The sequence below is a fragment of the Mycobacterium sp. SVM_VP21 genome (genome assembly GCA_024758765.1).
Classification (GTDB): domain Bacteria; phylum Actinomycetota; class Actinomycetes; order Mycobacteriales; family Mycobacteriaceae; genus Mycobacterium; species Mycobacterium heraklionense_C.
Window position 1 is genome coordinate 2,895,564 of record CP101406.1, and the last position, 24,433, is coordinate 2,919,996.

General features: G+C 67.3%; 24 protein-coding genes. 15 read left to right on the plus strand and 9 right to left on the minus strand.

Annotation, left to right across the window (positions count from 1 at the left end):
- Position 1 precedes the first annotated feature (1 nt).
- Together rpe and ribD are read left to right on the plus strand one after the other, a co-directional pair.
- Positions 2–679, plus strand: coding sequence for a ribulose-phosphate 3-epimerase (gene rpe, locus NM962_13345; GenBank protein UVO10995.1), 678 nt, complete (start codon positions 2–4; stop codon positions 677–679).
- On the plus strand, positions 676–1,707 hold the full coding sequence (gene ribD / locus NM962_13350; GenBank protein UVO10996.1) for a bifunctional diaminohydroxyphosphoribosylaminopyrimidine deaminase/5-amino-6-(5-phosphoribosylamino)uracil reductase RibD: 1,032 nt from the start codon (positions 676–678) through the stop codon (positions 1,705–1,707). The genes rpe and ribD overlap by 4 nt, the downstream gene beginning before the upstream one ends.
- 13 nt (positions 1,708–1,720) lie before the next feature.
- Here the strand turns inward: ribD and NM962_13355 are convergent, their stop codons facing one another.
- Positions 1,721–3,259, minus strand: coding sequence for an MFS transporter (locus NM962_13355; protein UVO10997.1), 1,539 nt, complete (start codon positions 3,257–3,259; stop codon positions 1,721–1,723).
- Positions 3,259–3,957 (minus strand): LppX_LprAFG lipoprotein, encoded by a 699-nt coding sequence (locus NM962_13360; GenBank protein UVO10998.1) that lies wholly within the window; start codon positions 3,955–3,957, stop codon positions 3,259–3,261. The genes NM962_13355 and NM962_13360 overlap by 1 nt, the downstream gene beginning before the upstream one ends.
- A 161-nt stretch (positions 3,958–4,118) precedes the next feature.
- Here NM962_13360 and NM962_13365 point away from each other — a divergent pair, with 161 nt between their 5' ends.
- The 8 genes from NM962_13365 (at position 4,119) to whiA (ending at position 12,126) form a co-directional block, all read left to right on the plus strand.
- Positions 4,119–4,727 carry a riboflavin synthase gene (locus NM962_13365; GenBank protein ID UVO10999.1) on the plus strand — a complete coding sequence of 203 codons (609 nt, stop codon included), beginning with the start codon at positions 4,119–4,121 and terminating at the stop codon, positions 4,725–4,727.
- Positions 4,728–4,823: 96 nt separating this feature from the next.
- Positions 4,824–6,101, plus strand: a complete 1,278-nt coding sequence (locus NM962_13370; protein UVO11000.1) for a bifunctional 3,4-dihydroxy-2-butanone-4-phosphate synthase/GTP cyclohydrolase II — start codon at positions 4,824–4,826, stop codon at positions 6,099–6,101.
- Positions 6,102–6,584 (plus strand): 6,7-dimethyl-8-ribityllumazine synthase, encoded by a 483-nt coding sequence (gene ribH / locus NM962_13375; GenBank protein ID UVO11001.1) that lies wholly within the window; start codon positions 6,102–6,104, stop codon positions 6,582–6,584.
- A 47-nt stretch (positions 6,585–6,631) separates the two neighbouring features.
- Complete coding sequence (locus NM962_13380) at positions 6,632–7,069, plus strand: PH domain-containing protein (protein UVO11002.1); 438 nt, start codon at positions 6,632–6,634, stop codon at positions 7,067–7,069.
- Positions 7,070–7,132: 63 nt separating this feature from the next.
- Positions 7,133–9,091 (plus strand): excinuclease ABC subunit UvrC, encoded by a 1,959-nt coding sequence (uvrC, locus tag NM962_13385; protein ID UVO11003.1) that lies wholly within the window; start codon positions 7,133–7,135, stop codon positions 9,089–9,091.
- Positions 9,088–10,023 carry an RNase adapter RapZ gene (gene rapZ, locus NM962_13390; GenBank protein UVO11004.1) on the plus strand — a complete coding sequence of 312 codons (936 nt, stop codon included), beginning with the start codon at positions 9,088–9,090 and terminating at the stop codon, positions 10,021–10,023. Before uvrC ends, rapZ begins: the two co-directional genes overlap by 4 nt.
- A gap of 49 nt (positions 10,024–10,072) precedes the next feature.
- Entirely contained in the window at positions 10,073–11,152 is a 1,080-nt protein-coding gene (gene yvcK / locus NM962_13395; protein ID UVO11005.1) for a uridine diphosphate-N-acetylglucosamine-binding protein YvcK, read from the plus strand.
- Complete coding sequence (gene whiA / locus NM962_13400) at positions 11,149–12,126, plus strand: DNA-binding protein WhiA (GenBank protein ID UVO14717.1); 978 nt, start codon at positions 11,149–11,151, stop codon at positions 12,124–12,126. The genes yvcK and whiA overlap by 4 nt, the downstream gene beginning before the upstream one ends.
- Before the next feature lie 18 nt (positions 12,127–12,144).
- On the opposite strand, the gene NM962_13405 is transcribed toward whiA, so the two are convergent.
- A complete protein-coding gene (locus NM962_13405; GenBank protein ID UVO11006.1) occupies positions 12,145–13,677 on the minus strand; it encodes a glycosyltransferase family 39 protein in 1,533 nt (510 codons plus the stop codon).
- 205 nt (positions 13,678–13,882) lie between these two features.
- Here NM962_13405 and NM962_13410 point away from each other — a divergent pair, with 205 nt between their 5' ends.
- On the plus strand, positions 13,883–15,661 hold the full coding sequence (locus tag NM962_13410) for a DUF3556 domain-containing protein (GenBank protein UVO11007.1): 1,779 nt from the start codon (positions 13,883–13,885) through the stop codon (positions 15,659–15,661).
- Here NM962_13410 and NM962_13415 read toward each other — a convergent pair.
- Positions 15,626–16,108, minus strand: a complete 483-nt coding sequence (locus NM962_13415; protein ID UVO11008.1) for an STAS/SEC14 domain-containing protein — start codon at positions 16,106–16,108, stop codon at positions 15,626–15,628. The genes NM962_13410 and NM962_13415 overlap by 36 nt on opposite strands.
- Positions 16,109–16,231: 123 nt before the next feature.
- Between NM962_13415 and gap the strand changes: the two genes are divergently transcribed.
- Genes gap through secG form a run of 4 tightly spaced genes read left to right on the plus strand, consistent with a single transcriptional unit; the run spans position 16,232 to position 19,580 of the window.
- Positions 16,232–17,254: a type I glyceraldehyde-3-phosphate dehydrogenase gene (gene gap, locus NM962_13420; protein ID UVO11009.1), complete on the plus strand. Its 1,023-nt coding sequence runs from the start codon at positions 16,232–16,234 to the stop codon at positions 17,252–17,254.
- A gap of 13 nt (positions 17,255–17,267) precedes the next feature.
- On the plus strand, positions 17,268–18,521 hold the full coding sequence (locus tag NM962_13425; GenBank protein ID UVO11010.1) for a phosphoglycerate kinase: 1,254 nt from the start codon (positions 17,268–17,270) through the stop codon (positions 18,519–18,521).
- Entirely contained in the window at positions 18,518–19,303 is a 786-nt protein-coding gene (gene tpiA, locus NM962_13430) for a triose-phosphate isomerase (protein UVO11011.1), read from the plus strand. Before NM962_13425 ends, tpiA begins: the two co-directional genes overlap by 4 nt.
- Positions 19,304–19,346: 43 nt before the next feature.
- The gene (secG, locus tag NM962_13435) at positions 19,347–19,580 is read left to right on the plus strand and encodes a preprotein translocase subunit SecG (GenBank protein ID UVO11012.1); all 234 of its coding nucleotides are present in this window, start codon (positions 19,347–19,349) and stop codon (positions 19,578–19,580) included.
- Between the two features lie 112 nt (positions 19,581–19,692).
- On the opposite strand, the gene NM962_13440 is transcribed toward secG, so the two are convergent.
- From NM962_13440 to tal, 5 genes are read right to left on the minus strand one after another with little or no spacing between them, the layout of a single operon-like run.
- Positions 19,693–20,091 (minus strand): ATPase, encoded by a 399-nt coding sequence (locus tag NM962_13440; protein ID UVO11013.1) that lies wholly within the window; start codon positions 20,089–20,091, stop codon positions 19,693–19,695.
- Positions 20,091–20,834, minus strand: coding sequence for a 6-phosphogluconolactonase (gene pgl / locus NM962_13445; protein UVO11014.1), 744 nt, complete (start codon positions 20,832–20,834; stop codon positions 20,091–20,093). The genes NM962_13440 and pgl overlap by 1 nt, the downstream gene beginning before the upstream one ends.
- Positions 20,831–21,742, minus strand: a complete 912-nt coding sequence (gene opcA / locus NM962_13450; protein UVO11015.1) for a glucose-6-phosphate dehydrogenase assembly protein OpcA — start codon at positions 21,740–21,742, stop codon at positions 20,831–20,833. The genes pgl and opcA overlap by 4 nt, the downstream gene beginning before the upstream one ends.
- A complete protein-coding gene (gene zwf, locus NM962_13455) occupies positions 21,739–23,295 on the minus strand; it encodes a glucose-6-phosphate dehydrogenase (GenBank protein ID UVO11016.1) in 1,557 nt (518 codons plus the stop codon). Before zwf ends, opcA begins: the two co-directional genes overlap by 4 nt.
- Before the next feature lie 4 nt (positions 23,296–23,299).
- Positions 23,300–24,412, minus strand: a complete 1,113-nt coding sequence (gene tal / locus NM962_13460; protein ID UVO11017.1) for a transaldolase — start codon at positions 24,410–24,412, stop codon at positions 23,300–23,302.
- Positions 24,413–24,433 lie beyond the last annotated feature (21 nt).

The window sequence follows — 24,433 nt, forward strand, 5'->3', positions numbered from 1 at the left end:
CATGTCACGAGCCATGATCGCGCCGTCGATCCTGTCGGCCGATTTCGCCCGCCTCGCCGATGAGGTCGCCGCTGTCAAGGGTGCGGACTGGCTGCACGTCGATGTGATGGACGCCCATTTCGTTCCGAACCTGACCCTGGGCCTGCCGGTGGTGCAGAGTCTGCTGGCGGCCACGGACATCCCGATGGACTGCCATCTGATGATCGAGGATCCGGGACGCTGGGCGCCGCCCTACGCCGAGGCCGGCGCGTACAACGTCACGTTCCACGCCGAGGCCACCGAGAACCCGGTCGCCGTTGCCCGCGACATCCGCGCCGCGGGCGCCAAAGCCGGACTCAGCATCAAGCCCGGCACGCCACTGGAGCCCTACCTGGAGATCCTGCGGGACTTCGACACCTTACTGGTGATGTCGGTGGAACCCGGGTTCGGCGGGCAGTCCTTCATCCCCGAGGTGCTGAGCAAGGTGCGCGCCGTGCGCAAGCTGGTCGATTCCGGGGAGCTGAGCATCCTGGTGGAGATCGACGGCGGCATCAACGCCGACACCGTCGAACAGGCCGCCGAAGCCGGCGTCGACTGCTTCGTCGCCGGCTCGGCCGTCTACAGCGCCGCTGACCCGGGCGCCGCCGTTGAATCACTGCGCCGTCAGGCTCTGGCGGCGTCACCGCACCTGCGCGCATGAGCACCAAAGGCGACGGCGAGCATGCCGTCGACCATGACGCCTCGATGCTGCTGGCGATCGAACAGGCGCAGCGGGTCAAGGGCAACACCTACCCCAACCCACCAGTGGGTGCGGTCATTCTGGATCGCGACGGCCGGGTGGTCGGCGTCGGGGGAACCCGCCCGGCCGGCGAGGCGCACGCCGAAGTGGTGGCGTTGCGCCGGGCCGGTGAGCTGAGCGCAGGCGGTACGGCGGTCATCACGCTCGAGCCCTGCAATCACCACGGCAGAACCCCGCCGTGCGTGGATGCGCTGCTGGCCTCCGGGGTGGCACAGGTGGTCTACGCCGTCGACGACCCCAACCCTGAGGCGAGGGGCGGGGCGGCGCGGCTGGCCGACGCGGGCGTTCAGGTGATCTCCGGGGTGCAGGCCACGGCCGTGAGCACCGGACCGCTGCGGGAATGGCTGCACAAGCAACGCACCGGCCGCCCCCACGTCACCTGGAAGTACGCCACCAGCATCGACGGTCGCAGCGCCGCCGCCGACGGTTCCAGCCAGTGGATCACCAGCGAGGCGGCCCGGGCTGACCTGCACCGCCGTCGGGCGGCAGCCGACGCCATCGTGGTCGGAACCGGCACCGTGCTCGTCGACGATCCCACCTTGACCGCCCGGCTACCCGACGGCACCCTGGCTGACCGTCAGCCGCTGCGGGTAGTGGTGGGCCAGCGTGAGATCTCGGCGGACGCGCACGTGCTCAACGACGACTCGCGCACCATGGTGATCCGCACCCACGACCCGGACGAGGTACTGCGGGCACTCTCCGACCGCACCGACGTGCTGCTCGAGGGCGGCCCCACGTTGGCCGGGGCATTCCTACGAGCTGGAGCGATTGACCGCATCCTGGCCTACGTGGCACCGATCCTGCTAGGCGGACCGGTCACCGCCGTCGACGACGTCGGCGTATCCAACATTGCCCGGGCACTGCGCTGGCGATTCGACACCACGGAGCAGATCGGCCCCGACCTGCTGCTGAGTTTGGTGCCGCACTAGCGGCTGGCACCGCTCACCGCGAGATGGCAGCCTCCGGCTCGGGCACTTCCGGGTCGTCGGCGTGCACGTCGTTGCTGCCGATGAACAATCCGAGCACCGCGCCGACCACACAGATGATGGCGGTGATCCCGAAGATCTCGCCGTACATCATGGCGAAGGCCAGCTTGGAGTTGGCCGCGGTTGCGGCCATCTTCTCGGCCAGGCTGCCGCCGGGCATCTTGGGCAGGCCGGCCAGGATCTGGTTGAACCGGTACAGGCCCCACGCCGACAGGGCGGCCATGCCGATCAGCATCCCGGTCATCCGGGCCACCACCACACCCGCCGCGGCAATACCGTGCTCCCGCGGCGGCACCACGCGCATCACTGCTGAGGTCAGCGGGCCAATCACCAGGCCCAAACCGAAGCCGGCTAGCACCTGGTCGGTGTGTGCCGCCGGAAGGCTCAAGCCGAGGACATCGTGGTGGTAGGCCATCAGGTCGACCGGCCACTTGGAGATCAGCCAGTAGCCCCCGGCGGCGATCAGCAGCCCGACGAACGTGACCAGCCGGTCACCGACCGCGGTGGCGATCGCGCCGCCCACCACGGCGCCGACGGGCAGTGCGGCCAGGAACCACAGCAGCAGCATCGCCGCCTCGTTCTGGGTCTTGCCGAGCACACCCTGGCCGAACAGTTCGACATCAACCAGGGTGACCATTAGTGCGGCGCCGGCGCAGAGCGAGGAGCCCAACGCGGCCAGAAACGGGCCAATCCGGGCGCCGGCCGGGTCGAGCAGCTTCGTCGGCGACTTGATCTCCCACACCACGAACGCCACCAGCGCGATCGCCGCAAACAACAGGTACGCCGCACCGTGGTTGGGAAGCGCCTGCTTGGCGCTGGGGTCTGGGTTGTACAGGCCGATCGTCAGCAGTCCCAGGATCACCGCCAGTAGCAGCCCGCCGACCACATCAACGCGTTCCCGTGCGGCGTCCTGAGATTGCGGGGGGAGACTGACGTGGATCAACACCATGGCCAGCACGGTCAGCGGTACGTTGATCCAGAACACGTCTCGCCAGCTGGTCAGCGCCCAGACGATGAAGATGCCGTACAGCGGACCCAGCACACTGCCCAGTTCCTGGGCGCCGGCGATCCAGCCCAACACCGCCGACCGGCGGCGCTGTGCCCACAGGTCAGCACCGAGGGCGAACGTCACCGGCAACAGTGCCCCGGCTGCGACGCCCTGGATGGTGCGGCCGACCACCAGCATCGACAGGTCCGTCGACAGTGCCGTCACCACCGATCCGATGGCGAATGTGGCCAGGCTGACCTGCAGCAGCAGTTTGCGGCCGAATCGGTCGGAGGCCCGACCCAGCAGCGGCATCGCAGCGATGTAGCCGAGCAGGTAACAGGTGATGATTGGGGTGAGCTGCTGGATCTTGTTGATCGGGATGCCGACACCCGCCGGCTGCGGAGCCATGATGTCGCGCATGATCGTGACCACGACATAGGTGTCGAGTGCCCCGAGCAGGACGGCGAGGCTTCCCGCGCTGATCGCGAGTGTGCGGTTGACCCGCATTACGCTCCCGCCGGCTTCTCAATCGTGACAGCTGCATTCCAGTTCGACAGGGTCATCTGGATGGCGTTGCCCGCGCTGGGGGTGAGCTGGGCCTGAACCAGCTGGTGGTCACCGTCCTCCTGGATCCAGACGGTGGCCGGGGTCGGAGCGGTGGCTTTGAGCTGCGGCGCCAGGGAGTTCACGGCGTCGGCGGGCGCGTTGCCGGTGATCCGGACGGCCTTCTGGCCGTTGATGGTGTCGCGGCCGGCGGCCTTCGCGTCAGTCAGGTTGGACAGCATGTTGGCCAAGCCCTTTTCCGGGCTCAGAATCGCGGCAACGTCGTAGATCTTGTCGGCCGAGCCGTAGTTGTCGTAGTCATCACCGGTGATCGCCGCGTAGAGATCGCCATCGATCACGACGAACTTGGCGTCGACATCCGAGCCCAGCATCATGATGGTCGCGCTGCCTTTGGCCGCGGTGGTCGGCTGGGTGGTCAGGTCGCCCTCAAGGGACTTGACCGGGAGGTTCTTGATCTGGCCGGTCACCGAGAGCGCCAGGTGCGCGCTCTTGAGGTTGGCGGTGGTGGTGGCCGATTCCTTGACCAGCGTCGTAGCGTCCGGCAACGGTCCGCCGGCATCCTTGGAAGAACAGCCCGCGAACAGCGCGGCGGCAGTGGTCGCGGTGGCCAGGGCAATGAGAAGTCTGCGCATGGGGGACATCGTATAGAGGCCGCCCGGTCGAGGTGGGGCAGCGTAGACATTGTTCGACGGCGCCGACCCACTGCGCCCGACTTCGTCGCGCTGGTGATCGGCTTGGCCTGATGGCGCCGACCCACTGCGCCCGACTTCGTCGCGCTGGTGATCGTCGCTAGCCTGTGGTGATGTTCACCGGAATCGTCGAGGAGCTGGGCGAGCTGGTCGGCCGAGAGGACCTCGCCGACGCTGCGCGCCTGGTCATCCAGGGCCCCACCGTCACCTCCGACGCCCGCCACGGCGACTCGATCGCCGTCAACGGCGTGTGCTTGACCGTCGTCGATGTACAACCCGGCGGCCGGTTCAGCGCCGACGTGATGCGCGAGACGCTGGAGCGGTCCAGCCTGGGATCGTTGCAGGTCGGAAGCTCGGTGAACCTGGAACGTGCGGCCGCTCTGAACAGCCGGCTGGGCGGCCACATCGTGCAGGGCCACGTCGACGGCACCGGGCGAGTGCTGTCCCGCACCCCCGGGCAGCACTGGGACGTGGTGCGGATCGGGCTGCCGGCGTCGCTGGCGCGCTACGTGGTGGAGAAGGGCTCGATCACCGTGGACGGAACCTCGCTGACGGTCTCCGGACTGGGTGCTGACCCCGACGACTTCTTTGAAGTCTCGCTGATACCGACCACCTTGGAACTGACCACCCTGGGCCGGGCGCCGGTCGGCACGGTGGTGAATCTCGAGGTGGACGTGATCGCCAAGTACGTCGAGCGACTGGTGACAAAGCCCACGGAATGAGTCCACGGGGCAAACCCTGAGTCCGGGGTGGTTCATACTGGATGGGCGGGTTGCGCCGACGGGGCGCTTTCCGACGGCGAAACCAAGGTGGCACAGATGACGAAGTTGGACACCGTCGAGCGGGCGGTTGCCGACATCGCGGCTGGCAAGGCCGTCGTCGTCATCGACGACGAAGACCGCGAGAATGAAGGCGATCTGATCTTCGCCGCCGAGAAGGCCACCCCCGAATTGGTGGCGTTCATGGTCCGCTACACCTCCGGCTATCTGTGTGTCCCCCTGGACGGCGCCATCTGCGACCGGCTGGGCCTGCTGCCGATGTATGCGGTGAACCAGGACAAGCACGGTACCGCCTACACCGTCACCGTCGACGCCAAAAACAATGTGGGCACCGGGATTTCGGCTTCTGACCGGGCCACCACGATGCGTCTGCTGGCCGACCCGGGCAGTGTCGCCGACGACTTCACCCGCCCGGGCCACGTGGTGCCGCTGCGTGCCAAGGACGGCGGGGTACTGCGCCGGCCGGGCCACACCGAGGCCGCGGTCGACCTGGCCCGGATGGCCGGCCTGCAACCTGCCGGCGCGATCTGCGAGATCGTCAGCCAGAAGGACGAGGGCGCCATGGCCCAGACCGAAGAGCTGCGAGTCTTCGCCGACGAGCACGGCCTGGCCCTGATCTCCATCGCCGACATGATCGAGTGGCGGCGCAAGCACGAAAAGCACATCGAACGGGTCGCTGAGGCTCGCATCCCGACCCGTCACGGCGAGTTCCGGGCGGTCGGTTACACCAGCATCTACGAGGACGTCGAGCATGTCGCGCTGGTTCGCGGCGAGATCGCCGGGCCGAACAACGACGGCGACGACGTGCTGGTTCGCGTGCACTCCGAGTGCCTTACCGGCGATGTGTTCGGCTCCCGGCGCTGCGACTGTGGCCCGCAGCTGGACGCGGCGCTGGCGATGGTCGCGCAGGAGGGCCGCGGGGTGGTGCTCTACATGCGTGGGCACGAGGGCCGCGGCATCGGTCTGCTGCACAAACTGCAGGCCTACCAACTGCAGGACGCCGGCGACGACACCGTCGACGCCAACCTCAAACTCGGCTTGCCGGCCGACGCCCGCGACTACGGAATCGGGGCGCAGATCCTCTCGGACCTCGGTGTTCGTTCCATGCGGTTGCTCACCAACAACCCGGCCAAGCGCGTCGGGCTGGACGGCTATGGCCTGCACATCATCGAGCGGGTGCCGCTGCCGGTGCGGGCCAACTCCGAGAACATCCGCTACCTGCTGACCAAGCGCGACCGGATGGGTCATGAACTGACCGGCTTGGAGGACTTCGACGACGCCTCGCAGCTGCCGGACGAATTCGGCGGAGCGCTGTAGATGAGTCCAGCCGCGGGAGTGCCGGAGATGCCGGCGCTCGACGCCTCTGATGTGCGTCTGGCGATCGTGGCCAGCACGTGGCACACCCGTATCTGTGATGCCCTGCTCGCCGGGGCCCGCAAGGTTGCCGCCGACGCAGGCATCGCCGAGCCGACGGTGGTGCGGGTGCTCGGAGCGATCGAGATCCCGGTGGTGGCGCAGGAAGTTGCCCGCAACCATGACGCCGTTGTCGCGCTGGGAGTCGTGATCCGCGGTGCCACACCGCATTTCGACTATGTGTGTGACGCAGTGACTCAGGGTCTGACCCGGGTGTCGCTGGACGCGTCGACCCCGGTGGCCAACGGCGTGCTCACCGTCAACGATGAAGCGCAGGCGCTGGACCGCGCCGGATTGCCTGATTCGACCGAGGACAAGGGTGCTCAGGCAGCCGCCGCAGCGCTCAGTACGGCGCTGAGCCTGCGCGAGCTTCGCGCCGCACCGTGACGTCCCCGGGCGGATCCCCGCGCTGGGATCTTCAGGTACGTCCGCGCATGATGCGCTACGGCGTGTGGATCGTCGCGATCGCGATCGTGACGATCCACGTGGTGGTCAGCTTCCTGCTGACGATCCGCGCCAGCGGGGTGATCTTTCGGACCTATGACCGAGTGGCGGTGGTGGTGTTGGGCCTGATCGTCGCCGGCTCGCTGCTGCTGTTGACGCGGGCCCGTGTGCGGGCGGGCGAGTCGGGGGTGTCGGTCCGCAATGCGCTTGGCGATCGGTTGATTCCGTGGTCGCAGGTGGTCGGCGTGACCTTCCCGCCGGGCAAGCGCTGGGCCCGGCTCGAACTGCCCGACGACGAATACATTCCGCTGGTGGCCATCCAGTCCGCCGACAAAGAGCACGCCGTGCAGGCCATGCGGGAGTTGCGGGCCCTGGTTTCGCGCTACCGGCCGTCGCCCCCGCGAGCAGACACAGAATCGCGCCCATGAGGCCCTTCGAGTGCGATTCTGCGTCTGCTCGCGGGGGAAAAGCCGCGCGCTAGCCTGGTTACCGTGCCAGACCCCGCGACCTATCGTCCGGCGCCCGGGTCCATCCCCGTCGCGCCCGGCGTCTACCGGTTCGTCGACCCGCACGGCCGGGTCATCTACGTGGGCAAGGCGAAAAGCCTGCGGTCACGGTTGACGTCGTACTTCGCCGACATCGCCGGCCTGCACCCGCGCACCCGCCAGATGGTGACCACCGCCGCCAAGGTGGAGTGGACGGTGGTCAACACCGAGGTCGAGGCTCTCCAGCTGGAATACAACTGGATAAAGGAGTTCGACCCGCGGTTCAACGTCCGCTACCGCGACGACAAGACCTACCCCGTGTTGGCGGTCACTCTCAACGAGGAGTATCCGCGGCTGATGGTCTACCGCGGGCCGCGCCGCAAGGGAGTGCGCTACTTCGGGCCCTACTCCCATGCTTGGGCGATTCGCGAAACCCTGGACCTGCTCCTGCGGGTCTTTCCGGCTCGCACCTGCTCGGCGGGTGTGTTCAAGCGCCACCAGCAGATCGGCCGGCCCTGCCTGCTCGGCTACATCGGCAAATGCTCCGCGCCGTGCGTCGGTCGGGTCAGCGCCGAGGAGCACCGGCGGATCGTGGACGACTTCTGCGATTTCCTGGCCGGCAAGACCGACCGGCTGGTCCGCAGTCTCGAGCAGCAGATGCTGGCCGCCTCCGACGAACTGGACTTCGAACGCGCCGCCCGTCTGCGCGACGACGTCGCCGCCCTCAAACGCGCCCTGGAGAAGCAGGCCGTGGTGCTCGGCGACGGGACCGACGCCGACGTGGTGGCGTTCGCCGAGGACGAGCTGGAAGCGGCGGTTCAGGTGTTTCACGTGCGCGGCGGCCGGGTGCGTGGGCAGCGCGGCTGGATCGTCGAGAAGCCCGGCGACCCCGGCGATGCCGACAGCTCCCTGGGGCAACTGGTCGAGCAGTTCGTCACCCAGTTCTACGGCGACCAGGCCGAATTGGAAGGCGCGGCCGACGAGCCGACGAACCCGGTGCCACGCGAGGTGTTGGTGCCCTGCCTGCCGGCCAACGCCGACGAGCTGACCAGCTGGCTGTCTGAGCTGCGGGGTTCGCGGGTCGCGCTGCGAGTCCCGCTGCGCGGCGACAAGCGGGTGCTGGCCGAGACGGTCGAGCGCAATGCGAAAGATGCACTGCAACAACACAAGATGAAGCGGGCCGGGGATTTCACAGCTAGATCCGCTGCGCTGCAGAATATTCAGGAATCCCTGGGCCTGTCCGACGCCCCGCTGCGCATCGAATGTGTCGATATCAGTCATGTGCAGGGCACCGATGTCGTCGGGTCACTGGTGGTGTTCGAGGACGGCCTGCCCCGCAAGTCGGACTATCGTCACTTCGCGATTCGGGAGGCTGCCGGCGAGGGACGTTCCGACGATGTGGCCTCGATCGCCGAAGTGACGCGGCGTAGGTTCCGTCGGCACCTGGATGCTGAAGTCCTTGCCCCCGAAGGAAAATCACGTAAGTTTGCCTATCCGCCTAACCTCTACGTGGTGGACGGCGGTGCGCCGCAGGTCAATGCTGCGGCCGCGGTGCTGGCCGAGCTCGGCATCACCGACGTCGCAACCATCGGCCTGGCCAAACGATTGGAGGAGGTGTGGGTGCCGTCCGAGCCGGACCCGATCATCTTGCCCCGGCAGAGCGAAGGGCTCTACCTGTTGCAGCGGATTAGAGACGAGGCGCACCGGTTCGCCATCACCTACCATCGAAGCAAGCGGTCCAAGCGGATGACGGAGTCGGTGTTAGATGCGGTGCCCGGGCTGGGCGAGCATCGGCGCAAGGTGCTGATCTCTCATTTCGGTTCGGTGGCACGACTGAAAGGGGCTACCGTCGAAGAGCTCACCTCGATCCCGGGGATCGGCGCGGCGACCGCCGCGGCCGTCCTCGAGGCGCTGGGAGCCGACGGCGCGGCGGGCGCCGCTGAACAGCAACGGATGTCGGGATGACCACGGAATCACCGAAAGGCGTACGGGAGCACGATGTTGCCGGCTCCGGAGACGGCGCCGGTATCGATGTGGTCCTGGTGACCGGACTGTCCGGCGCGGGGCGCGGCACCGCGGCGAAAGTCCTGGAGGACCTGGGCTGGTACGTGGCCGACAATCTGCCACCAGACCTGATCACCCGCATGGTGGATCTGGGGCTGGCGGCGGGGTCCCGAATCACCCAGCTGGCAGTCGTGATGGATGTGCGCTCGGCCGGTTTCACGGGCGACCTGGACTCGGTGCGCACCGAACTGGCCACCCGTGGCATCAACCCGCGCGTGCTGTTCATGGAGGCTAGCGACGACGTACTGATTCGGCGCTACGAGCACAACCGCCGCAGCCACCCCCTGCAGGGCCAGCAGACCCTCACCGAAGGCATCGCGGCCGAACGGATCATGCTGGCGCCGGTACGCGCGGTGGCTGACCTCGTCATCGACACTTCCGTGCTCAGCGTGCGCGAGCTGCGGGAGAGCATCGAGGAGATGTTCGGCGGCGACGCCGTCAGCGCTCCCACGTCGATCACGGTGGAGTCCTTCGGCTTCAAGTACGGCCTGCCGATGGACGCCGACATGGTCATGGACGTGCGTTTCCTGCCCAACCCGCATTGGGTCGACGAACTGCGTCCGCATACCGGGCAGCATCCGGCGGTGCGCGACTACGTGCTGAGCCAGCCCGGCGCCGATGAGTTCCTCGCTGGCTACCACCGGCTGTTGGCCCTGGTGGTGAGCGGCTATCGGCGAGAGGGAAAGCGGTACATGACGCTGGCCATCGGGTGCACCGGCGGCAAGCACCGCAGCGTAGCCATCGCCGAGGCGTTGGCGCGACTGTTGGATGCCCAAGACGACAACGACGAGCTGTCGGTGCGAGTGCTGCACCGGGATCTGGGCCGCGAATGAGTTGCGCCGGCGACGATGCAGAGCGAAGCGATGAGGAGAAGCGGCGCCAATGAGTGTTGAGCCCGCGCACGGCAATCCGAGCATCGTCGCGCTCGGTGGTGGGCACGGCCTATACGCGACGCTGTCGGCGGCCCGCCGGTTGACTCCGCACGTCACCGCGGTGGTGACCGTTGCCGACGACGGCGGCTCGTCGGGTCGGCTGCGCGGTGAACTCGACGTGGTACCCCCCGGGGACCTGCGGATGGCACTGGCGGCGCTCGCCGCGGACACCCCGAAGGGCCAGCTGTGGGCGACCATCTTGCAGCATCGCTTCGGCGGTTCCGGTGCCCTTGCGGGGCATCCGATCGGCAATCTGCTGCTGGCCGGTCTTAACGAAGTGCTGGCCGACCCGGTCGCCGCACTCGACGAGCTCGGCCGGATGCTCGGTGTCAAGGGGCGGGTGCTGCCGATGTGCCCGATCGCGCTGCAGATCGAAGCCGATGTGTCCGGGCTGGAAGCCGACCCGCGACTGTTCCGGCTGATCCGTGGCCAGGTGGCCATCGCCACCACCCCGGGAAAGGTGCGCCGGGTACGGCTGTTGCCGGGCAATCCGCCGGCCACTCGCCAAGCGGTGGACGCCATCATGTCCGCGGATCTGGTGGTGCTCGGCCCGGGCTCGTGGTTCACCAGCGTGATCCCGCACCTTTTGGTACCGGGACTGGCCTCGGCGCTGCAGAACACCACGGCCCGACGCGCCCTGGTGCTCAACCTGGTGGCCGAGCCGGGGGAGACGGCGGGATTCTCGGTGGAGCGTCACCTGCACGTATTGGCTCAACACGCGCCGGGTTTCACCGTGGACCACATCATCATCGACGCAGGCCGGGTGCCCAATGAACGGGAGCGCGAGCAGCTGCGGCGTGCCGCCACGTTGTTCGCTGCCGAGGTTCGGTTCGTGGACGTGGCCCGACCTGGTACACCTTTACATGACCCAGGAAAGTTGGCGGCGGCGCTGGACGGGGTTCGGAGCATCGACGCATCGACGTTGACCGTTCCGACACCGGTCGCGACGCATGCTGAGGGCGGGGGCCGGCAATCCGGCGTGAGTGGACCGAGCGGGCTCGGGCCGGGAGGTGACAAGTCGTGGCGATGACGGCCGAAGTCAAGGACGAGCTGAGCCGTCTCGTGGTCAGTTCGGTGAGTGCGCGCCGTGCCGAGGTCGCGGCGCTGCTGCGCTTCGCCGGCGGGCTGCACATTGTGGCCGGTCGAGTGGTGGTCGAGGCCGAGGTGGACCTGGGGGTCATCGCGCGGCGGCTGCGCAAAGACATCTTCGACCTGTACGGCTACAACGCGATCGTGCATGTGCTGACCGCCAGTGGAATGCGCAAGAGCACCCGCTACGTGCTGCGCGTGACGAAGGACGGTGAAGCTTTGGCCCGTCAGACCGGGCTGTTGGACCTGCGCGGCCGCCCGGTACGGGGCCTGCCCGCCCAGGTCGTCGGTGGCAGTGTCGCTGACGCCGAAGCTGCTTGGCGGGGAGCATTTTTGGCGCACGGTTCCCTCACCGAGCCGGGTCGCTCGTCGGCTCTGGAGGTCGGCTGCCCAGGCCCGGAGGCCGCCCTGGCGCTGGTCGGCGCGGCGCGCCGGCTCGGTGTCAGTGCCAAGGCGCGCGAGGTCCGTGGCGCGGACCGGGTGGTGGTGCGCGATGGCGAGGCGATCGGGGCGCTGCTGACCCGAATGGGTGCCCAAGACACCCGGCTGGTCTGGGAAGAGCGCCGGATCCGCCGCGAGGTGCGGGCGACCGCCAACCGACTGGCCAACTTCGACGACGCCAACCTGCGCCGCTCCGCGCGGGCGGCCGTGGCCGCGGCAGCGCGAGTGGAACGTGCACTGGCGATCCTCGGCGACACCGTGCCCGACCATCTGGCTTCGGCCGGCAAGCTGCGCGTCGAGCACCGGCAGGCCTCCCTGGAGGAACTGGGCCGACTGGCCGACCCGCCGATGACCAAGGACGCGGTGGCAGGACGCATCCGGAGGCTGCTATCGATGGCCGACCGCAAGGCCAAGCAGGACGGCATTCCCGACACCGAGTCCGCGGTCACCCCGGAGCTGCTCGAAGACGCCTAGCGGGTCCGGCGTTAGCCGTCAGTGGAAATGACTGAGCGATGGCCACATTTCGGCCCAGGTGCCGCGAGGCTGCTGGCACAGATAAATCGTACGATCGGTTTCCCAGGTGTGTTCGCCGTCGTCGGCAGTCACAGTCGCCAACGTGCTGACCTGGGACCAGTAGTCGAGTAGGTAGCTGCGCGGGAAGTCGCCCACGCAAAGCACAGTGTCCGGGCTGCCTTTCGGCGGCCCCCACAGGGCGTAGTTGTTGTGCGCGCTGTATACCGGATGTCGAAGGTCGGCGGCTGGTCCGAGGATGCTCAATGCGCCGGCTTCGGTGTAGTAACCGGTGAAGATCGGAACGTGAGCGGGCAGGGATGAAGCTATGGTAACCACCTGTTTGGTGAACTGCGGCCAGCCGTATGTCGAGGCCAGCCACGGGTTGATGTGACGTAGTGCCTGGGCCGCCGAGATCGGCAGCACGGGCAGGCATAGGAGAACGGCGCCCACGAAGGACACCGCAAGAGTGGCTGTCCAGCGCAGCGGCAGCCAGGCATTCTCGTCCGTTGAATTGGGCTGTAAGCCGACTGTTCGAGCTGACTCGACACGCACGGCTCCGGCCGCGTACAGCACCGCGAATACCGGGGCCGCGTAGTAGGGCCTGCCGCTGGCGCAGGTGAAGACGACCAATGCGACCGCAACCACGACCAATATCCAACGGTGTTCACGCTGGGCCGGTGACGCCAACCATCGGATCCCGAACACCCACAGCACCACCAGTAGCGGGCCGGCAAGCCCTATTGTCAGCAGCGGCAGTTGAATCAACGAACCGAGCGTGTCGCGCGAATGTTGCGAGATCATCCGCGCAAACTGCAGGTTCGGCCACCCATGCTGTGCCATCCACCAAAGGTTCGGCGCGGCCAAGAGAGTCGCCAAGCCGGCGGCGAGCCAGGGGCGAGGCGTACGCAGCGTCTCACGTTCGAATATCACCAGCCCCGCAGCGATTCCAGCAATCAGCACCACGGCGGTGTGCTTGTTCTCCAGCCCGATGCCGGCGGCCGCGCCGGCAAGCAGCCAGGACGGCGTGGTGTCGAGGCGTAGTGCTCGGGCAACCAGGGCGAGCACGGTCAGCCAGACCAGTTGATCGGTGACGGTTGGGCCGAAATACATGGACAGGCCGACGAATGCCGGGCAGGCTGCCACGGCAGCGGCGGCGATGACCTGTGCCAGACGCCGGCCGCCGAATTCCGCCGTCAGCAGTGCCGCCGACACGATGCAACCGACGTGTGCGGCGATGGCGAACAACCGCAGCGTCAGCAGACCACCACCGGGGACCGCTTCGGCGATGTGCGCCAGCAGGGGCACCAGCGGGGGTTGGTCGACGTATCCCCACGCCAGGTGGCGACCGCAGATGACGAAATAGAACTCATCGGGGAACCAGCCATATCTGGTCGCTACCGCCAGGTGCACTGCGGCGGCCGTGGCGGCGACGATCGCCACCGGCAGCCGGGCCATCTTCGGCACCGGCCGCTGCGTCACCGCCAGGGAACCCGCACTCGTTGGATCGCTCACTGACCTGCCGTCGTCGACTGATACAGCGCACATCAGAGGATGCCCGCGGATGGAAGAAATTCTCTGAAGCCAGATCCTAAGCCGGATACCGCGGCCGATAGGCCATGGCCGGCGGTCCGCTTCGTCGAGCGAACCGAAACTCCCATCCCGCGGCTGCGCCGACCGCTATAACTGAACGCGGCACACGGCAGGGAGTGAGGACAGTATGGGGTTCATCCAACCGTCGGTTCCCGACGTCGACCCCGAAACGTGGCGTGCCACCCCGTGGCCGAGGCGGATCCAGGTCTGCAGCAGGCACTGGGCCGAACAGGGCTTCGGCACCCCATCGGCGATCTACCTGCTCTACCTGATCAAGATCGCGGCCTACGCCGCCGGTGCGGCGACGGTGATTGCGCTGACCCCGGGTCTGGGCGGGCTCGGCCGCATCAGCGAGTGGTGGACGCAGCCCATCGTCTACCAGAAGCTCGTCGTCTTCAGCCTGCTGTTCGAGATTCTGGGCCTGGGCTGCGGATCCGGTCCGCTGACGGCCCGGTTCTGGCCGCCTATCGGCGGTGTCCTGTACTGGTTGCGGCCCAACACAATCCGATTGCCGCCCTGGCCCGACAAGGTCCGGTTCACCCGCGGCGACACTCGCACCGTGATCGACATCGCGCTGTATGCCGCCGTGCTGGCCTCCGGTATCTGGGTGTTGCTGTCACCGGGGCAAGGCGATCCAGGCCCGGTAGGTCTGTTAGATCCGATGGTGGTGGCGCCGACGATCGCCGCACTGGTGCTGCTGGGCCTGCGGGACAAGACGATCTTCCTGGCCTCCCGCGCCGAGCACTACGGCCTGACGCTGCTCGTCTTCTTCTTTCCCTACGTCGACCAGATGGCCGCGTACAAGCTCATCATCCTCGGGCTGTGGTGGGGTGCGGCCACCTCCAAGCTCAACCATCACTTTCCCTACGTGGTCGCGGTGATGACGAGCAACAATGCCCTGCTGCGCTCAAAGATCTTCACCGGCCTCAAACACCGGATGTACCGCGATCACGTCAACGACCTGCGCCCCACCCGGATACCGAAGCTGATGGCACACGTCGGCGGCACCACAGCCGAGTTCGTCGTGCCGGCGCTACTGGTGCTCGTCGCCGGCGATCACCCGTGGCGGTGGTTCTTGATCGCGTTCATGGTGATCTTCCACCTCAACATCCTGTCCAACCTCCCGATGGGAGTCCCGTTGGAATGGAATGTGTTCTTCGGATTCTCGCTGTTCTTCCTATTCGGACAACACTCCGAAGTCAGCGTCTATGACCTGCGGTCGCCGCTGTTGATGGCCATCCTCTTCACCGGACTCATCGTTATCCCGGTCGCCGGAAACATGTTTCCGCAGCAGATTTCATTCCTTCCGGCGATGCGCTATTACGCCGGAAACTGGGCGGCCAGCTTCTGGTGTTTCCGCGCCGGCACCGAGGACATCGTGGAGGCCAACGTGGTCAAGAGCTCGGCGCTGGTCATCAACCAGTTGGCGAAGTTCTATGACCAGGCCACCGCCGATCTCGTCGCCGACAAAGTCCCGGGAGCATTCCGCGCCATGCATCTGCAGGGCCGGGCGCTGAACGGTCTGCTGTCTCGCGCGGTGGACGACGTGGCCGACTACAACATCCGCGACGGCGAGATCATCGCCGGTCCGCTGATCGGGTGGAACTTCGGTGAAGGACACCTGCACAACGAGCAGCTGCTCGCGGCCGTGCAGCGTCGGTGCCACTTCGCCGAGGGGGACCTGCGGGTGATCGTGCTCGAAGGCCAACCCATCCATCGGAAAGAGCAGGCCTATCGGATTGTCGACGCCAAATCCGGGCTGATCGAAGCCGGCTATGTGGCAGTTGCCGAAATGCTCAGCCGCCAGCCGTGGCCCGAACCCGGCGACGAGCTCCCCGTCCGGATCACGTCACAGCGGGCGCCGAGGCGGCTAGCCCCCGGGGTGATTGAGTCGCGAGAAAATTAGTGGGCCCAGGCTCGCGACTGCAGCTGCCACGCCACCGAGGTAGGCCTTCGTCATCGCGCCGATCGAAACAGGTGGGCACTCCGGAAGCGATGTCAGCCAAGTGACCGCAGCGTCGCGCTGCCGGTCCGGGTATACCCGGACCGGACAGGGCATGTACTCGCCGATGCGCCGGGCAGGCGTCGCGATCCAGCCGATGTCGCTGACCACCGCGCAACCGTCCAGCAGTTGCGCATAGGTCAAGCCCAGCCGGGTGTCGGCCCACAGCGCTCCCGGCGTGATGCGCGTGAAGTCCGGACCGAATTGGTAGAGCAGCCGCATTCGGCGTCCCGAAGTACGCGCTTGCTCAACCAGCGGCGCAAACACTCGTCGGTAATCGTCGGCCGTCACGGTCCCGACGGCTTCCAGGACGTCGATGGAGCTGGCGCGGACGGTGAGTTGTCTGAGCACAAGAATCACCCCCCGCGCCACGCTACGTCCGGCAACTGGTCAGGGCCCGTGCGGTCGCGAAACGGTGCCCATTAGGCTGGCTGTCGGCGTACATCAAACATTGAGTGACACGAGGAGAGACCAGTGACGGTCCGGGTAGGCGTGAACGGCTTCGGCCGCATCGGGCGCAACTTCTTCAGGGCATTGGACGCACAGAAAGCCCTGGGCAACAACACCGACATCGAGATCGTCGCGGTCAACGACCTGACCGACAACGCCAGCCTGGCGCACCTGCTGAAGTTCGACTCGATCCTGGGTCGCCTGCCCCACGACGTCAGCCTCGAGGGCGACGACACCATCGTCGTTGGCAACACCAAGATCAAGGCCCTCGAGGTCAAGGAAGGCCCGGCAGCCCTGCCCTGGGGTGACCTGGGTGTCGACGTCGTCGTCGAGTCCACCGGCATCTTCACCAACGCCGCCAAGGCCAAGGGCCACCTGGACGCCGGCGCCAAGAAGGTCATCATCTCCGCCCCGGCCACCGATGAGGACATCACCATCGTGCTGGGCGTCAACGACGACAAGTACGACGGCAGCCAGAACATCATCTCCAACGCCTCGTGCACCACGAACTGCCTCGGCCCGCTGGCCAAGGTGCTCAACGACGAGTTCGGCATCGTCAAGGGCCTGATGACCACCATCCACGCCTACACCCAAGACCAGAACCTGCAGGACGGCCCGCACAGCGACCTGCGTCGCGCCCGCGCCGCCGCCATCAACATCGTGCCCACCGGCACCGGCGCCGCCAAGGCGATCGGCTTGGTGCTCCCCGAGCTCAAGGGCAAGCTGGACGGTTACGCGCTGCGGGTGCCGATCCCCACCGGCTCGGTCACCGACCTGACCGCCGAGCTGGCCAAGTCGGCGTCGGTCGAAGACATCAACGCCGCCATGAAGGCCGCCGCCGAGGGGCCGATGAAGGGCATCCTGAAGTACTACGACGCCCCGATCGTGTCGAGTGACATCGTCACCGACCCGCACTCGTCGCTGTACGACTCCGGGCTCACCAAGGTCATCGACAACCAGGCCAAGGTGGTCTCCTGGTACGACAACGAGTGGGGCTACTCCAACCGTCTGGTCGACCTCATCGCCCTCGTCGGCAAGTCGCTGTAACGCGATCGTGGCTGTGTCTTCGGTCAAGGCTGTCTCTGAACTGATCGCCGAAGGTGTTTCGGGTCGGGGCGTGCTGGTGCGCTCCGACCTGAACGTCCCGCTCGACGAGAACGGCAAGATCACCGACGCGGGCCGGATCATCGCCTCGGTGCCCACCCTGCGTGCGCTGGTGGACGCCGGCGCCAAGGTGGTGGTGACCGCGCACCTGGGCCGGCCCAAGGGCGGTCCGGATCCCAAGCTCTCGCTGGCGCCGGTCGCGGCCGCGCTCGGCGAGCAGTTGGGCCGGCATGTCCAGCTGGCCGGTGATGTGGTCGGCACCGATGCCCTGGCCCGCGCCGAAGGCCTGACCGACGGCGACGTGCTGCTACTGGAGAACATCCGTTTCGACCCGCGAGAGACCAGCAAGGACGACAACGAGCGCCTGGCTCTGGCCCGGGCACTGGCCGAGCTGGTCGCCGCGCCGGACGGGTCGCCGGGAGCGTTCGTCTCGGACGGATTCGGTGTGGTGCACCGCAAGCAGGCGTCGGTCTACGACATCGCCACCCTGCTGCCGGCGTACGCCGGGACCCTGGTCGCGGCCGAGATCAACGTGCTGCAGCAGCTGACCGAATCAACCGCACGGCCCTACGCCGTGGTGCTGGGCGGATCCAAGGTCTCCGACAAGCTGGGCGTGATCAAGTCGCTGGCCACCAAGGCCGACAGCATCGTGATCGGCGGCGGCATGTGCTTCACCTTCCTGGCCGCCCAAGGCCTTCAGGTCGGAACCTCGCTGCTGGAGGCCGACATGGTAGACACCTGCCGGCAACTGCTGGATGACTACGCCGATGTGCTGCGGTTGCCGGTGGACATCGTCGTCGCCGACAAGTTCGACGCCGCCGCCACCGGCGAGACCGTCGACGCCGACGCCATTCCAGACGGCAAGATGGGCCTGGACATCGGCCCCGGCTCGGTGGAGCGGTTCGCCGCGCTGCTGGGCAATGCCAAGACCATCTTCTGGAACGGCCCGATGGGCGTGTTCGAGTTCCCGGCCTTCGAAGCAGGCACCAGGGGAGTGGCCGAGGCGATCGCAGCCGCCACCGCCAAGGGCGCCTTCAGCGTCGTCGGCGGGGGCGACTCTGCCGCGGCGGTACGGGCGCTGGGCCTGCCGGAGGATGGTTTCTCGCACATCTCCACCGGCGGTGGGGCGTCCCTGGAATACCTTGAGGGCAAATCACTCCCGGGTCTGCAGGTCTTAGAAACCGGATCGGAAAACGGAGGGTCGCAATGAGTCGCAAGCCGTTGATCGCCGGCAACTGGAAGATGAACCTCAACCACTTCGAGGCCATCGCACTGGTGCAGAAGGTGGCTTTTGCGCTGCCGGACAAGTACTTCGATCACGTCGATGTGACGGTCCTGCCGCCCTTCACCGACCTGCGCAGCGTGCAGACCCTGGTCGACGGGGACAAGCTGCGGCTGACTTTCGGCGCCCAGGACGTCTCGCAGCACGACGCGGGCGCCTACACCGGCGAGGTCAGCGGTGCGTTCCTGGCCAAGCTGGGTTGCACCTTCGTCGTCGTCGGGCACTCCGAGCGTCGTAGCTACCACGGTGAGGACGACGCACTGGTTGCCGCGAAAGCCGCTGCTGCCCTCAAGCACGGCCTGACCCCGATCATCTGCATCGGCGAGCACCTGGAGATCCGGGAGGCCGGCAGCCACGTCGAGCATTGCTTGGAGCAGTTGCGCGGCTCGCTGGCCGGGCTGAGTGCCGAGCAGATCGGTGCGAGTGTCATCGCCTACGAACCAGTGTGGGCCATTGGCACCGGCCGGGTGGCCGGCGCGGCCGACGCGCAGGAGGTCTGCGCGGCCGTGCGCGCGGAATTGGGCAAGCTCGCCTCGCCCAAGATCGCCGACACCGTCCGGGTGCTCTACGGCGGTTCGGTCAACGCCAAGAACGTCGGAGAACTCATCGGCCAGCCCGACGTGGATGGCGGCTTGGTCGGCGGAGCCTCGCTGGACGGTGAGCAGTTCGCGATGCTGGCGGCGCTGGCCGCCGGCGGGCCCCTCCCTTGACCCGGCGCCGGGGCCGGCCCCGGGCGAACGGTAGGGTAGCGGCATGATCTTGACGCTGCAGATTCTCTTGGTGATCACCAGCCTGCTGGTGATTCTGCTGGTGCTGCTGCACCGCGCCAAGGGTGGCGGCCTGTCGACCCTGTTCGGTGGCGGTGTGCAGTCCAGCCTGTCCGGCTCGACCGTGGTCGAGAAGAACCTGGACCGGCTGACCTACTTCGTCATCGCCATCTGGCTGATCTCGATCATCGCCGTCGGCCTGCTCATCAAGTACGCCTGAGCCGGGTTGGCCGTGGCACTGCGCCGCGGCCGCCCCGGTCGCGAGATCCTGCTGATGCAGGTCGCTACTCGAACTTTCGCTGCGTGAATCCGATCTCGCGGGCGGCCGCGCGTCAGCGCACCACCCGATTCCGCATGGCGTTGAACACGCCGCGGACCGCATTCTCGGTCGCCGCCAGCGGTGACATGGCCGTCTCGCCGACTTCGACCAGGTAGTCGATCCGGCTGACGATGGCCTCCACCGGTTCGATCAGTGTGACCAGGCGGCGGGCCAAGTCGTCGAGACTGCCCATGGTTTCGTCAAGATGGTCCAGGCCGGCGCCCAGCCGCTCGACGGTGGCGTTGAGGCCCGCGAGTGAACTGTTCAGCTCATTCATCGTGTTACCCAGACCGCCGAGGACATCCTCAAGCTGCCCGACGGTCACGTCGGCGTTCAGTGCCGCCTGAGCCAAGGTCTTGAGCCGCTTACGTTCCGTGCCGGTGCCCGAGTTTCTGTCTGCCATAGCGCTCATTATGACGTGGCGGGCAACCTCGAGGCAGCCGCCTCGTCGAGCAGCCACACCGTCTGCTCGCGCCCTGTCGCTCCGGCGGCGGGCACCGCGACGGGGTCGGCGCCACCGACCGCGGCAGCTACTGCCTCGGCCTTGGACTCACCGGCCACCACCAGCCACACCTCGCGGGAGCGACGGATCGCGGGCAGTGTCAACGTGATTCGGCGTGGGGGCGGCTTGGGTGAATCAGGTACCCCAACCACCAGCCGGGTGCTCTCCTTGACGGCCGCGGTGTCGGGAAACAACGAGTTGACGTGGCCCTCGGGGCCCATGCCGAGCAGGTGCACGTCGAAATCCGGTGCGGGCTGGCCCGGCTCGGCGTTGGCTGCCAGTACCTCCTGATAGGCCAGCGCGGCGGCGTCGAGGTCGTCGCCGTATTCGCCATCGCTAGCCGGCATGGCGTGCACGTTGGCAGCCGGGATCTCGATGCGGCCCAACAGTGCCTCACGGGCCTGCTTGTCGTTGCGGTCGGGGTCGGCCGCCGGAACGAAGCGGTCGTCACCGAAGAACAGCTGCACCCTTGCCCAGTCGATCCGCGCGGCGTGCTCTCCGAGGCGATGCAGCAGTGCGATTCCGTTGCCGCCGCCGGTCAGCACGACCAATGCCCGCCCCCGGGCGGCGATGGCCGATTCGACGGCATCGGCCAGCCGGTCACCGGCAGCGGCGACCAGTGCGGCGGCGTCGGGGTAGGTCGCAACGATCACAGATACTCCACTTCTTCCAGGCCCGTCAGCGCGGCACCGTAAATGACGTCGGCATCGAGCCGGCGCAGATCTTCGGCCAGACACTCCGCGGTCACCCGGCGGGGCAGCGGCACCAGCGCCGCGGGCCTGCCGGTGCGGCTCAAAGTGGCGGTGACCCCATCCTGGGGCCGGCTGAGCGCCACGGTCTCGCTGTCGCGGGTCAATTCGATCTTCAGTTCGCCGACCGCGCGCCGCACCGGACCGTCGATGCGACTGGCCAGCCAGCCGGCCAGGATGTCCAAGGCCGGTTCGGTCGCCAGCCCGGAGACCACCGCCGAGCGGATCGGCTCGAACGGTGGCTGATCCAGCGCGGAGGCGAGCAACGCCCGCCAGTAGGTGATGCGACTCCACGCTAGGTCGGTGTCGCCGGCGGTGTAGCCGTCACGGCGGCTGTTGATCGCTGCCCGGGGATCAGGGGCATTGGTGGCATCGGTGATCCGCCGCAACGCCAGGGCCCCCAGCGGGTCGGTGGCCGGTGCCGCCGGGGCGACATCGGGCCACCATGCAACCACCGGGATATCGGGCAGCAGGAAGGGCGTGACGACCGCGTCGGCATGGCTGGCCAGCGGACCGTACAGCCGCAGCACCACCACCTCACTGGCGCCGGCATCGCCGAACATCCGCACCTCGGCGTCCAGACGGGACTCGTCGGCATCGGAATCTCCGCTGACCACCACGATCACCCGGCTCGGGTGTTCTTGGCTGGCGATGTGGGCCGCCGCGATGGACTCATCGAGCAGGGCGTCGGTCTCCAAGGCGACGATCAGCGTCAGCACCCGGCCCGTGGTCGCCGCACCGACCTGCTCGCGGATCGCGTTGAGCTTCTTGTTGATCGCGGTGGTGGTGGTGTTCGGCAACTCGATGATCATGGGCGCCGCCATTCCCGGCCCGAACGCTCCAGCATCTCGAACGCCGACTGCGGTCCCCAACTCCCCGCCACATACGGCTCGGGCTTGCCGTGCTCGGCCCAGTTCTCCAATACCGGATCGAGTATCTCCCAAGACAATTCGACCTCGGCGTTGACCGGAAACAGGGAGGGCTCGCCCAACAGCACGTCCAGGATCAGACGCTCATAGGCCTCCGGTGAATCCTCGGAGAACGCCGATCCGTAGGAGAAGTCCATGTTGACGTCGCGGACCTCCATCAAGTGGCCCGGCACCTTCGACCCGAACCGCAGTGTGATCCCCTCATCGGGCTGCACCCGGATCACCAACGCGTTCTTGCCCAGTTCGTCGGTCATGGTGTCGTCGAACGGCAGGTGCGGTGCGCGCTTGAACACCAGCGCAATCTCGGTGACCCGCCGGCCCAGGCGCTTTCCCGTGCGCAGGTAGAACGGCACGCCAGCCCAGCGCCGGGTGTCGACCTCCAGGGTGATCGCCGCAAAGGTCTCGGTCCGCGAATCGTGGGCGAACCCCTCTTCGTCGAGCAGGCCCACGACGTGCTCGCCGCCCTGCCAGCCGGCGGCGTACTGGCCGCGGGAGGTGGTCTCATCCAGTGGCTGCGCCAGCCGGGTAGCCGAGAGCACTTTGATCTTCTCGGCCTGCAGTTCGGCGGGGGAGAAGTTCACCGGCTCTTCCATCGCCGTGAGGGCGAGCAGCTGCAGCAGGTGGTTCTGGATAACGTCTCGGGCAGCGCCGATACCGTCGTAGTAGCCGGCTCGCCCGCCCAAGCCGATGTCCTCGGCCATGGTGATCTGCACGTGGTCGACGTAGTGGGCGTTCCAGATCGGGTCGAACAGCTGGTTGGCGAAGCGCAGCGCCAGGATGTTCTGGACGGTCTCCTTGCCCAGGTAGTGGTCGATCCGGAACACCGACTCCTCGGGGAACACGCTGTTGACCACGCTGTTGAGCTCGACCGCGCTGTTCAGGTCGTGACCGAACGGCTTCTCGATCACCACCCGGCTCCACCGGCCGTCGCGGGGCCGAGCCAGTCCGGTCGAGTGCAGCTTTTCGCACACCAGTGGGAACGCGCCGGGCGGGATCGACAGGTAGAAGGCGTGATTGCCGCCGGTGCCGCGCTCGGCGTCAAGTTCCTCGAGGGTCTGTGCCAGCCGGGCAAAGGCCTCATCGTCATCGAATGTGCCGGTGACGAACCGGAATCCGGACGCCAGCCGGTCCCATACCACCTGCCGGAACGGGGTCCGGGCGTGCTCCTTGACGGCCTGGTAGACCACGTCGGCGAAATCTTCGTCGGCCCAGTCCCGGCGGGCGAACCCGACCAGCGCAAAGGTCGCCGGCAGCAACCCGCGGTTGGCCAGGTCGTAGATCGCCGGCATCAACTTGCGCCGGGCCAGGTCGCCGGTGACCCCGAAGATCACCACGCCGCACGGGCCGGCGATGCGGGGCAGGCGTTTGTCTCGCTTGTCTCGCAGCGGGTTCTGCCACCCCGAAGGGGTGTTTCGCGCTGCCCCGGCGCCGGCCATCAGATCACTTGGCCTCTTCGAGCTGGGTTGCGGTGGCGTCCAACAGTTCGCCCCAGGACGCTTCGAACTTCTCGACGCCCTCGTTCTCCAGTACCACGAACACATCGGTCAGGTCGATGCCCACCGCGGCGAGTTGGTCGAAGACCTGCTGGCTTGCCGTCGCGGTTCCGGCGATGGTGTCACCGGTGATGTCCCCGTGGTCAGCGACTGCGTCCAGCGTCGGTTCGGGCATGGTGTTGACGGTGTGGGCCGCGACCAGCTCGGTGACGTAGAGGGTGTCCGGGTAGTCCGGGTTCTTGACCCCGGTCGATGCCCACAACGGGCGCTGCACCCGAGCACCGTCGGCCGCAAGCGCGGCGAAGCGCTCGCCGGTAAAGACCTCTTCGTAGGCCGCGTACGCCAATCGGGCGTTGGCCAGACCGGCCTTGCCGCGCAGCGCCAGGGCCTCGGCCGAGCCGATCTTCTCCAGCCGGGCGTCGATCTCGGTGTCCACCCGGGAGACGAAGAACGACGCCACCGAGTGAATCTTGGCCAGGTCGTGTCCGGCGGCCTTGGCGGCCTCCAGACCGGCCAGGTAGGCGTCCATAACCTCGCGGTGTCGCTCGACGGAGAAGATCAGCGTGACGTTGACCGAAATCCCTTCTGCCAGTACGGCAGTGATGGCTGGCAGGCCCGCCTTGGTGGCCGGAATCTTGATGAACAGGTTCGGCCGGTCGACGATCTTCCACAGCTCGACGGCCTGGGCCACGGTCTTGTCGGTCTCGTGGGCCAGACGCGGATCGACCTCGATCGACACTCGCCCGTCTACGCCGTCGGTCGCCTCCCACGCCGCAGACAGCACGTCGCACGCGTTGCGTACGTCGTCGGTGGTAACGGTGCGGATCACCGCGTCCACATCGGCGCCGCGAGCGGCCAGCTCGGCCAGCTGCTTGTCGTAGGCGTGACCCTTCTCCAACGCCTTCTGGAAGATGGTCGGGTTGGTGGTCACCCCGACCACGCTGCGGGTGGCGACGAGGTCGGCCAGGTTGCCCGACGTGAGCCGGTCACGGGACAGGTCATCGAGCCACACCGACACGCCCGCGGCGCTGAGAGCGGCAAGCTTGGGATTCTGAGTCATGTTGCGCTCCTTCTCAATCGG